The organism is Nocardia sp. NPDC004711, from assembly GCF_053601595.1.
In genome coordinates this window covers 43731-55828 of record NZ_JBSGCB010000057.1, presented here as the reverse complement: position 1 = coordinate 55828, position 12098 = coordinate 43731, and the positions used below count along the sequence as shown (strand labels likewise).

The 12098-nt window shown below is 71.2% G+C and carries 3 protein-coding genes; all 3 read left to right on the top strand.

Annotated features, from left to right (window positions below):
• Positions 1-11574, top strand: an 11574-nt coding sequence (locus tag ACWEKS_RS39310) for an amino acid adenylation domain-containing protein (RefSeq protein ID WP_452344804.1), incomplete at its 5' end; no start/stop codon positions are given.
• A 14-nt stretch (positions 11575-11588) separates the two neighbouring features.
• A complete protein-coding gene (locus tag ACWEKS_RS39305; protein WP_364614148.1) occupies positions 11589-11807 on the top strand; it encodes an MbtH family protein in 219 nt (72 codons plus the stop codon).
• A 120-nt stretch (positions 11808-11927) separates the two neighbouring features.
• Positions 11928-12074: a hypothetical protein gene (locus ACWEKS_RS39300; protein WP_364614151.1), complete on the top strand. Its 147-nt coding sequence runs from the start codon at positions 11928-11930 to the stop codon at positions 12072-12074.
• The last annotated feature ends 24 nt before the right edge of the window (positions 12075-12098 follow it).

Sequence of the window (12098 nt, the reverse complement as noted above, 5' to 3'; positions counted from 1 at the left end):
GGCCAGCTGGTCGTGGTCGATTACTACGTGTCCCGTTCGCCCGAGCAGTTCCTGGAGCTGTTGCGCCGCGAGCAGGTCACGGTGCTCAACCAGACTCCGTCGGCGTTCTACCAGCTGGCCGAGGCCGACCGGATCGCCGCACCGGCGGACGACGAGCCGGGCCTCTCGTTGCGCTACGTGATCTTCGGCGGTGAGGCGCTCGAGCTGCGCCGCCTGTCGGATTGGGTTGCCCGCCACGGAGATTCCTCGCCGTACCTGGTGAACATGTACGGCATCACCGAGACCACCGTGCACGTGTCCGTCCGGTTCCTCGACGCCGACACCATCGCCGCCGCGACGGGATCGATCGTCGGCCGGGCCATCGCCGGCTTGAGCGTGTACGTCCTCGACGACCGCCTGCACCCGGTGCCGGTCGGTGTCGCGGGTGAGATGTACGTGGCCGGTGGGCAATTGGCGCGCGGCTACCTGGGCCGCCCCGAGCTGTCGGCGGGCCGCTTCGTGGCCTCGCCCTTCGGCGCGCCCGGCGGTCGCCTCTACCGCTCCGGTGACGTGGCCCGCTGGAACCGTCTCGGTGAGCTGGAATATCTGGGCCGCGCCGACGATCAGGTCAAGGTGCGCGGCTTCCGTATCGAGCTCGGTGAGATCGAGTCCGCCGTGCTGGCCCAGCCGGGCGTGGCGCAGGCCGCGGTCATCGTGCGCGAGGATCAGCCGGGCGATCAGCGCATCGTGGCCTACGTGATGCCCGAGGACGGTGCCGCGCTCACCGGGGACGCCGTGCGCGACGGCGCGGCCGAGTCGCTGCCGTCCTACATGGTGCCCACGGCCATTGTGGTCATGGACCGAATCCCGTTGACCGTCAACGGGAAACTGGATCGCCGCGCCCTGCCTGCCCCGGCGGTGCAGGTCCGCGCCTTCCGTTCGCCGCAGACCGCGACCGAGCGGATCGTGGCCGCCGTCTTCGCCGAGGTGCTCGGCATCTCCGGGACCGAGAACGGCACCGGGCGGGTCGGCCTGGACGACGATTTCTTCACCCTGGGCGGCAATTCGCTCATCGCCACCCAGTTGGTGGCGCGCCTCTCCAAGGCCACCGGCATCGCCGCCGGTGTGCGCATGGTCTTCGAAGCCTCCACCGTGGCCGACCTGGCCGCCCGGCTCGACGCCTACGACACCGCGGTCGATGCGAATACGGCACTGCCGCCGGTGGTTCCGCAGCACCGCGGCGATGTGGTCCCGATGTCCATCGCCCAGCAGCGTATGTGGTTCCTCAACCGGTTCGACACCGCTGGCGGCGGTTACAACCTGCCATTCGCGCTGCGCCTCACCGGATCGCTGAACGTCGAGGCGCTGCGCGCCGCAGTCGACGACCTCATCGACCGGCACGAGACTCTGCGCACCCTCTACCCCGAGCAGGACGGCGTGGGCCGTCAGGTGGTGCTGCCCGCCGGGACCCGCCTGGTGGACCTGGAACCGCGGCCGGTGGCCGCGGCCGAACTGCCCGCGCTGGCGGAGGGCTTGGCCCGCACCGCCTTCGACGTCACCGCCGAGGTGCCGCTGCGTGCCCGGCTGCTGCGCGTCACCGACGAGGCCGACACCTACGTGCTGCTGATCGTGGTGCACCACATCGCCGCCGACGGCTGGTCACTCACCCCGCTCACCCGCGATCTGGCCCAGGCGTACGTGGCCCGCTGCGCATCCACCGCGCCGACCTGGCGGCCGCTGCCCGTGCAGTACGCCGACTACGCCCTGTGGCAGCGCCGCGTGTTGGGCGAGCCCGAGGACGTGACCTCGGTGCTGGCCCGCCAACTGCGTTTCTGGCAGCGCGAACTGGCCGGAACTCCCGATGTGCTGGCCCTGCCGATCGACCGGCCGCGGCCCGCCGTGGCCACCGGCCGGGCCGGGGCCGGGACCGCCGTGCTCGACGCCGAACTGCACACAGCCGTGGTGGAATTCGCGGCCGAACACCGCGTCACCCCGTTCATGGTGCTGCACACCGCGCTGGCCGTGCTGCTGGCGCGGGTGTCCGGGCAAACGGACATCGTGGTCGGCACGCCGGTCGCCGGGCGCGGCGATGAGGCCCTCGACGATCTGGTCGGCATGTTCGTCAACACCGTGGTGCTGCGCACCCGGGTGCGGCCGGATGCCGGCCTGGCGGAGGTGCTGGCCGAGGTGCGCGAGCATGACCTGGCCGCCTTCGACCACGCCGCGGTGCCGTTCGAGACGCTGGTGGACGCGCTGAATCCGATGCGCTCCCAGTCGCATTCGCCGATCTACCAGGTCGGCTTCACCATGCAGAACCTGGCCCAGCCCGATATCCGGCTGCGCGGCCTGGCCATCAGCGGCCTGGACGCCGGGATGCTGCCCACCCAGTTCGATCAGGACTGGACGCTCAGCGACCACTACGCCGACGGCGCGCCTGCCGGGATCGACGTCCACCTGCACTACGCCGCAGACCTTTTCGACGCCGAGACCATCGGCGACTTCCTGGCCTGGTACGAGCGGGTGCTGCGCGCGCTCGTCACCGACCCGCGCACGACGGTGGCGGAACTGGAGCTCATGTCGGTGGCCGAACGCGGCCTGCTGCTGTCGGACCGCAATGCCACCGTGCGGGCGCTGCCCCGCGAGACTCTGGCCGACCTGCTCGACCGCCGCGCCGAGCTGTCGGCCGACGCGGTCGCCGTCGAACTCGACGGCGCCACCATGACCTGGGCGGAACTCGCCGAGCGCGCGAATCGGCTGGCGCGCCTGCTGATTCGCGACGGCGTCGGCCCTGACGACATCGTCGGCGTCACCGCGGTGCGCGGCCTGGACCTGATGGTCGCCCTCTACGGCATCGTGCATGCGGGCGCGGCCTACGTCCCGGTCGATCCCGAGCACCCGGCCGACCGCCTCGCCCACGTGCTCGCCACCTCCGACGCCCGCCTGGTGCTCACCGTCGACGGCGCGGAACTGCCCGAGCTGGAAGGCATCCGGACCCTGTCGGTCACCGACTCCGACACCTCCGGATTCTCGGCCGCCCCGATCGCCGACACCGAGCGCGCCCGAGCCCTGCGTCCGGACAACCTGGCCTACGTGCTGTTCACCTCCGGCTCCACCGGCAAGCCCAAGGGCGTCGGCACCAGCCACCGTGCCATCATGAACCAGCTGCGCTGGCTCGAGAACCGCTACGCCGTAACCGAATCCGACCGCATCATGCAGCGCGCGCCGCTGGCCTTCGACGTCTCGGTGTGGGAGTGCTTCCTGCCCGCCCTCACCGGCGCGCCGCTGGCGCTGCTCAGGCCGGGCGGCCACCAGGACCTGGATTACCTGGCCGCCCGCATGCGCGAGCACGGCGTCACCATCGCCGAGCACGTGCCGTCGGTGCTGGCCGCGCTGGTCGCGGAGGGCCACGGCGAGGCACTGCGCTCGTTCCGCCACCTGCACACCGGTGGTGAGGCACTGCCCGCCGAACTGCTGGGCGCGCTGCGCGCCCACGTCTCCGGCGCGGTGCACAACGCCTACGGCCCCACCGAGGCGGCCATCTCGGCGGTGTACCACGAGTTCACCGATGCCGACCCGGATTACGAGGTCGCCATCGGCCTGCCCAACTGGAACACCCGCGTCTACGTGCTCGACGCCCGCCTGCGGCCGGTCCCGACCGGCGTCATCGGCGAGCTCTACCTGTCGGGCACCCAGCTGGCGCGCGGCTACCAGGCGCGCGGCGGGCTCACCGCCGAACGCTTCGTCGCCGATCCGTTCGGCGTGCCCGGCGCGCGCATGTACCGCACCGGCGACCTGGTGCGCTGGAACCGCGCCGGGAACCTGGTGTACCTGGGCCGCAACGACTTCCAGGTGAAGCTGCGCGGCCAGCGCGTCGAGCTCGGCGAGATCGAGGCCGCGCTGCTGTCGGCGGCCGATGTCGCCAATGCCGTGGTGCTGCTCGACCGCGACAGCGCGGGCACCGAATGCCTGATCGGATACGTTTCCGGCCCCGGCCTTTCCGCTGCGGCCGTCCTGGACCACGCCCGGGATCGGTTGCCCTCCTACATGGTTCCCGCGCACCTGGTGGTGCTCGAGGACATGCCGCGTACCAGCGTCGGCAAGCTCGATCGGTCGGTCCTGCCAAAGGTCGAATTCACCGCCGCGGCGACGGCTTACCGTCCCCCGAACCCCGGCGCGGAGACACTGCTGGCCGACCTGATCGGAGAGCTGCTCGGGGAAGCGCGGGAAGGCGCAGCGGACCCCATCGGAGCGGACGACGACTTCTTCGATCGCGGCGGCAACTCGCTGCTGGCCATGCGCCTGGTCGCCCGGATCAATGCCGCCTTCGGCTGCGATCTCGGCGTACGCACGGTGTTCGAGGCCCCGACCGTGGCCCTGCTGGCCCCGGTGGTCACCGGTGCGGGCCGGCGCACGCTGCCGCCGCTGGTGGCGGTCGAGCGCCCGACGCGAATCCCCCTGTCGCCGTCGCAGACCCGCATGTGGCTGCTCAACCGCCTGGATCCGGCCTCGCCCGCCTACAACATCCCGTTCGCGGTGCGGCTCATCGGCGACCTCGACTTCGAGGCGCTGCGGGCGGCCATGGCCGATGTCATGGCCCGGCACGAGGTGCTGCGCACCGTCTACCCGATGGACGCCGAGGGCGTGGGCCACCAGGTGATCCTGCCCGTGGGCACCCTCATCGACCTGCCCATGGAGGTCGTCACCGGGTCGGTGGTGGAGCGGTTCTACGAATTCGCCGCCGCCGGTTTCGATGTCACCACCGAACTGCCGCTGCGCGCCATGCTGCTGCGCGAATCCGAGACCAGCCACGTACTGGTCGCGGTGCTGCACCACATCGCCGGTGACGGCGCGTCCACCGACCCGCTGCTGACCGACGTGGTGCTGGCCTACCTGTCCCGCACCGCCGGGAACGAGCCCGCCTGGGAGCCGCTGCCCGTCCAGCACGCCGACTACTCGCTATGGCGACACCTGGTGTTGGAGGCGGTCGGCGAGACCGAATTGGATTACTGGCGTGCGACTCTCGCCGGCGTCCCCGACGAGATCACCCTGCCCGCGGACCGTCCCCGCCCGGCCGTCGCCTCATTCCGCGGCGCGGTGGTGCGCGGCCGCATCGGCGGCGGCATCGGTGAACGGGTGCGCGAGATCGCCCGCCGGCACCACGCCACTCCGTTCATGGTGCTGCACGCCGCGCTGTCCACGCTGCTGGCACGACTGTCCGGCAGCGACGACATCGCCGTCGGCACACCGGTATTGGGCCGCGACGAACCCGTGCTGGATCGCGCGGTCGGCATGTTCGTCAATACCCTTGCGCTGCGGACCCGACCGGCCGCGCACCGCACTTTCTCCGAACTGCTGGCCGAGACCCGGGCGGCGGATCTGGCGGCCTTCGCGCACGCCGCCGTCCCGTTCGAGCAGGTGGTCAGCGCTCTCGGGGTGACCCCCGAGACCTCCCGGCATCCGCTGTTCACGGTGTCGCTGAACTATCTGGACCTGGACAACGGCACCCACGCCGTGCCCGGCCTGGTGCTGGAACCGGTCGACTTCGACGACACCGTCGCCAAATTCGACCTCACCTTCTCCGTCGGCCAGGACCTCGACGCCGACGGCAACCTGGTGGTCGAACTGGTCTACGCCACCGATCTCTACGACGAGGACACCGCCCGCGACCTGCTGCGCCGTTTCGGCCGGGTGCTGGGCACCGTCACCGCGGACCCGACCCGCACCCTGGGCAGCGTCGAGGTGCTCTCGCCCGGTGAGCGGAGCGCCATCCTGGCCCGCCGCGGCCCGGCCGCGCTGGAACCGATGTCGCTCGCCGAAATCCTGCGCGCGGCAGTCGATCTCAACCAAGCAGCCACCGCGCTGGTATACCGGGGCGAGCAGATCAGCTACCGGGAGCTCGATGAGCGGTCCTCGCGCCTGGCGCGACTGCTCATCGAATATGGCGTCGGGGCAGAGGATTTCGTGGCCCTGTCGGTCCCGCGCTCGGTGGACTCGGTGGTGGCGCTGTTCGCGGTCGCCAAGACCGGGGCGGCGTTCCTGCCCGTGGACCCCACCTACCCGGCCGACCGCATCGGCTTCATGCTGTCGGATTCCGGTGCGCCCGTCGGCATCACGGTCGCCGAGTACGCCGACCGGCTGCCGCACGACACCTGCGCCTGGCTGGTCCTCGACGACCCGGCCACCGCGGCCCGGCTGGCCGCGCTGCCCAGCGCGCGCCCGACGCCCGCCGAGCTGGTGCGTCCGGCGCACACCGACAATGCCGCCTGGATGATCTACACCTCCGGTTCCACCGGCCGGCCCAAGGGCGTGGTGGTCGGCAACGCGGGCATCATCGGCATCGCCGGCGTGCACCACCGGCACTCGCCGACCACGTGGAGTTCCCGTGTCCTGCACCGCACCTCGCCCAGCTTCGACGCTTCCATCCTGGAGATTCTGATGGCGTTCCCGGTGGGAGCGGCCATGGTGATCTCCCCGGTGGAGATCATCGGCGGAGCGGAGCTGAAGGAGCTCATCGAGTCCGAGGGCGTCACTCACGGCGTGTTCACCCCCGCGGTGATCAACACCCTCGACCCCGAAACCCTGCGCGGCATGCCGTATCTCACCGTCGGTGGCGAGGGCTTCGGTCAGGACCTGGTGGACCGCTGGGGCGGCACCCGCGAGCTGTACAACGGATACGGCCCCACCGAGATCACCATCATCAGCCACATGAGCTACCCGCTGCCGCCACACGGCCGCGTGGTGCTCGGCGACCTGGTGGACGGTCAGTCCGCGGTCGTGCTCGACAACCGGCTGCGGCCCGTCCCGGACGGCACCGCGGGCGAGTTGTACCTGCGCGGACCGGGTCTGGCGCGCGGCTACCACGGCCGCGCGGGCCTGTCCGCCGACCGCTTCGTGGCCGACCCGTACGGCGCGCCCGGCGGCCGTCTCTACCGCACCGGCGACCTGGTGCGCTGGGTGCGCAGCCCCATCCCGGGCTCCGCCGAACCCACGCTGGAGTACCTGGGCCGCTCGGACGACCAGGTGAAGGTGCGCGGCCTGCGCATCGAGCTGGGTGAGATCGACGCCGCGCTGATCGCCCACGAGAGCGTGGAATTCGCGGTCACCGTCGGCCACACCGGCCGCACCGGCGAGGTGTCGCTGGTGTCCTACGTCGTGCCCGCCGCCGGGCGGGTGGTGGACACCGAGGAGCTGCGCGCCTTCGCGGGCCGCTCGCTCATCGCCTACATGGTCCCGGCCGTGATCATGGTCATCGACGCCGTCCCACTCACCCCGATGGCCAAGCTGGACCGAAAGGCGTTGCCGGAGCCGGTCTTCCGCACCGCCGAGTTCCGCGCCCCGGAGACCGTCGTCGAGCGCGCCGTGGCCGACGCCATCGCCGAACTGCTCGGCGCGGATCGGGTCGGCCTGGACGACGACTTCTTCGCCCTCGGCGGCAACTCGCTGAGCGCGGTGAAGCTCTCGGCCCGCCTGTCGGCGCGGCTGGGCGTGGACGTGGCCATGCGCACCGTCTTCGAGCACTCCACCGTGGCCGGTCTGGCCGCCACCGTGGACGACGACGTGGTGCGGCCGTCCGACGAACCGATCCTGGCCCCGCGCACCGGCTCCGGGCCGGTGCCGCTGTCGCTGCCGCAGCAGCGCATGTGGTTCCTCAACCGCTTCGACGGGGACTCTTCGGCCTACAACATGCCGATTCCGATCCGGCTGTCCGGAACGCTGGACATCCCCGCCCTGGAGGCCGCGGTGGCCGATGTGGCGGCGCGGCACGAGGTGCTGCGGACGGTGTACCCGCTCACCGAATCCGGTCCGGTGCAGATGATCCAGCCCATGGAGCAGGTGGAACTGCCTTCGCTGCAACCTTTCTCGGTAGCACAGAGCGAATTGTTCGGTGTGATCACCGAATTCGTGTCGGCGGGCTTCGACGTCACCAGCGGCATCCCGCTGCGCGGTCGCCTGTTCGCGCTAGCGGGCACGGAGAACGAGTACGTGCTGGTCGTGGTGGTGCACCACATCGCCGCAGACGGCGCCTCCATGGCCCCGCTGGCCCGCGACGTGATGACCGCCTACGCCGCCCGGCACGCGGGCCAGGCCCCGGCCTGGGCGCCGCTGCCGGTACAGTACGCGGACTACGCGCTGTGGCAGCGGGCCCGCCTGGGCAGTGCGGACGATCCGCGGTCGCTGCTGTCGCGGCAGCTCAGCTTCTGGCGCGACGCGCTGGCGGGCCTGCCCGATCAGTTGGACCTGCCGTCGGATCGGCCGCGCCCGGCCGTGCTGTCCACCGAGGGCGCGGCGGTCGAGTTCGAACTCGACGCCGACCTGCACCGGCGGCTCACTGAACTGGGCCGCGCGCATGGCGCCACCCTGTTCATGGTGCTGCACGCGGCGTGGGCGCTGCTGCTGGCCCGGCTGTCCGGCACCACCGACATCGCGGTCGGCTCACCGGTCGCGGGCCGCGGCGACGAGGCCCTCGACGATCTGGTCGGTATGTTCGTCAACACCCTGGTGCTGCGCACCGCGGTGGATCCGGTCGCCGACTTCACCGCCCTGCTGGCCGGCGTGCGCGAAGCCGACCTGTCCGCCTTCTCACACGCCGACGTGCCATTCGAACGCCTGGTGGAGGCACTCGACCCGGCCCGCTCCACCGCTCGCCACGCCCTGTTCCAGGTCGGCTTCTCGTTCAACAATGTCGAGTCCCCGGAGCTGGAACTGGACGGATTGCGGGTCGGCGCGGCCGATTTCGAGACCGTCATCTCGCAGTTCGACCTGCACCTGGTGATCGCCGACCGCTACGCCGCCGACGGCGCCCCGGCCGGACTCAGCGCCCAGCTCACCTACGCCACGGCCCTGTTCGACAAGGGCACCGCTACCGGGTTCGCCGAACGCCTGAGCCGCCTGCTCTACGCGGTCGTGGCCGGCCCGACGACCCCGGTCGGCGACCTGGAACTGCTGGCCACGGCCGAACGGTCGCGAATCCTGAAGTCCTGGAACCAGACCGGGTACCGGACCGATCGCACCCTCACCCTGCCGGACCTGCTGAATCGCACCATCGCCGACACCCCGGACGCAATCGCGCTCGTAGGTGACGGCGACGAGCGGGTCGTCGTCACCTACGCCGAACTCGGCGAGCGGGTGAATCGCCTGGCCCGGCATCTGATCTCGCTGGGCGTCGGCCCGGAGAGCCGGGTGGCGCTGGCGCTGCGGCGTTCGGTGGACCTGGTGGTCGCCATGTACGCGGTGTCGGTCGCCGGTGGCGCGTACGTGCCGGTGGATCCGGACCAGCCCGCCGACCGCACCGAGTACATCCTCGCGACCGCGGACCCGGTGACCGTGCTGACCTCCGGCACCGACCTGTCGGTGGACACCGCCCAGGTCCGCATCGACCTGCTGGATCTGGCCGGATACTCCGACGAGCCGGTCAGCGACGCCGAGCGTCGCGGCCGGCTGCGGCCCGCGCACACCGCCTACGTCATCTTCACCTCCGGCTCCACCGGACGGCCGAAGGGCGTGGCCGTGCCGCACGCGGCCATCGTCAACCAGTTGCTCTGGAAGACCGCGGAATTCGCGCTCGGCGATGATGACGCCGCACTGCTGAAGACCGCCGCCACCTTCGACCTGTCGGTCTGGGAGTTCTGGTCGGCGGCGGCGTCCGGCGGCCGGCTGGTCATCGCCCGCCCTGACGGGCAGCGCGATCCGGCCTACCTGCGCGAGCTCATGGTCCGCGAGCGGGTCACCACCCTGCACGCGGTACCGTCCATGGTGGACGCGCTGCTCAGCGCCGGAGCCGACCTGCCCGAGCTGCCGCTGCGGCGGGTGCTGGCCATCGGTGAGGCGCTGCCCGCGCCGCTGGCCCAGCGCTTCCGCGCGGCGCAGCCCGACACCGAGCTGTACAACCTGTACGGCCCCACCGAGGCCGCTGTCTCGATCACCAATCACTATGTGACCGAGGATGATCAGGTCACGGTGCCGGTCGGCGCCCCGGAGTGGAACTCGCGGGTCTACGTCCTCGACGCTCGGCTGCGGCCGGTCCCCGCCGGGGTGGAAGGCGAGCTGTACCTCGCGGGCGCGCAGCTGGCGCGCGGCTACTTCCGTCGCCCCGAACTGACCGCGGATCGCTTCGTGGCCAACCCCTTCGAACCGGGCGAGCGCATGTACCGCACCGGCGACCTGGTGGCCTGGAACGCCGAGGGCGAACTGGAGTACCGGGGCCGCACCGACTTCCAGGTGAAGGTGCGCGGCTTCCGCATCGAACTGGGCGAGATCGAGGCCGCGCTGCTGGCACTGCCGCAGATCGCGCGGACCGCGGTGCTGGTGCTGGACCGGGGCGCGCAGGGCGGCACCCTGGTGGCCTACCTGGTCCCGGCCGCGGGTGTCGCGCTCGACACCGACCGGGTGGCGGCTGCGCTGCGCGAACGGTTGCCGTCCTACATGGTGCCCTCGGCCTTCACGGTCCTGGATACCCTGCCGCTCAACGCGAACGGCAAGCTGGACCGCGCCGCGCTGCCGGAACCGGTGTTCGCGGCCCGCGAATTCCGCGCTCCCACCAGCGAAGTGGAGCACACCGTGTGCGCCGCCTTCGCCGCGGTGCTCGATGCGGAGCGAATCGGCCTGGACGACAACTTCTTCGAGCTGGGCGGCAACTCGCTGCTGGCGGTGCGACTGGCCGCCGAGCTGAGTACGGCCTTCGGCACCACGGTGCCGGTACTCGCGCTGTTCACCGACCCCACCCCGGGCGGCCTGGCGGCGCGGGTGCGGCGTCGGGAGTTCGCGGTGGACCGCGCCTTCGACGTGCTGCTGCCGCTGCGCGACGGTAGCGGCGCGCCCCTGTTCTGCATCCACCCCATCGGCGGCGTGGCCTGGTCCTTCGCGGGCCTGACCGCCCACCTGGAGGCGAACCGGCCGATCTACGGTCTGCAGTCCCCGACGCTGGGCAGCGCGGTGCCGCTGCCGGATTCGATCGAGGAATGGGCCGACCGCTACGTCGAGGAGATCCGCCGGGTGCAGCCGGAGGGGCCGTACCACCTGCTCGGCTGGTCGCTGGGCGGCGTCATCGCGCACGCGGTGGCGGTGCGGCTGCAGGACGACGGGCAGCGGGTGGCGACGCTGGCCATGCTGGACAGCTCGCTGGATGTGGACGGCCCCATGGTCGACGCCGGGGCCCAGTCGGTCACCGTGCCGATCGGGGAGATGCTGGGCGACCTGCTCGGCGATCCTGCCGACCTCGAGGGTCTCGACCCGGCCGCCCTGGCCGACCAGCTGGCCGCGCTGCCCGAGCCCTTCGCCTCGGTCGGCGCGGATCGCCTGGCCCGCATCATCGACAGCGGCGTGGCCTCGCTCGAGCTCATCGGCCGCTACCGGCCTCGCCCCTTCCACGGTGACCTGCTGTATTTCACGGCGGCCCTGGACGATCCGACCGGAACCCTGGGTATCTCGGGCTGGCCCGACGCCATCGACGGCGAACTGCGCAACCACTCGGTGTGGGCCACCCACTGGCGGATGGCGAGCCCGGAGGCGCTCGCCGTGGTCGCCGACGCCCTGAACGGGCAGCTCTCGAACGAATCCAGCCTGCACGCCGCAGCCGGCTCGGAAGACCGTGCCTAGAAAGGAATACCGCAATGAGCAATCCCTTCGACGATGAGGACGCGCAGTTCTACGTGCTGGTCAACGAGGAAGAACAGCACTCGCTGTGGCCGGTGTTCGCCGCCATCCCCGGCGGCTGGTCGGTCGCGCACGGCCCTTCCCGGCGGCAGACGTGCCTGGACTACGTCGAGGCGCACTGGACGGACATGCGGCCCAAATCGCTCATCGAGGCGATGGCGGTCGATCCCGAATAACCCGCGGAAATAACAGCTCCGCACCTGAACCCGAGGCCGCTCATGGCCTCGTGCGGCGGTCCCGAGAAGAAACCACACATCGAGGGGGTCTGTCCGCGTCGTGAAAGAAAGGGAAACACCATGACCACCACTCCTCCCCCCACCGGTGGCGGAACCACCGTCGACATCGGCGCCCTGATGACCCAGGTGCTGCAGTTCCTCGGCGCTGGTTCCACCGCGAGCTACAACCCCAAGGGGCCGAAGGGCAAGCGTCGCAACGCGAAGTAATTCGCATTGCCCCTTCGCGAAGAG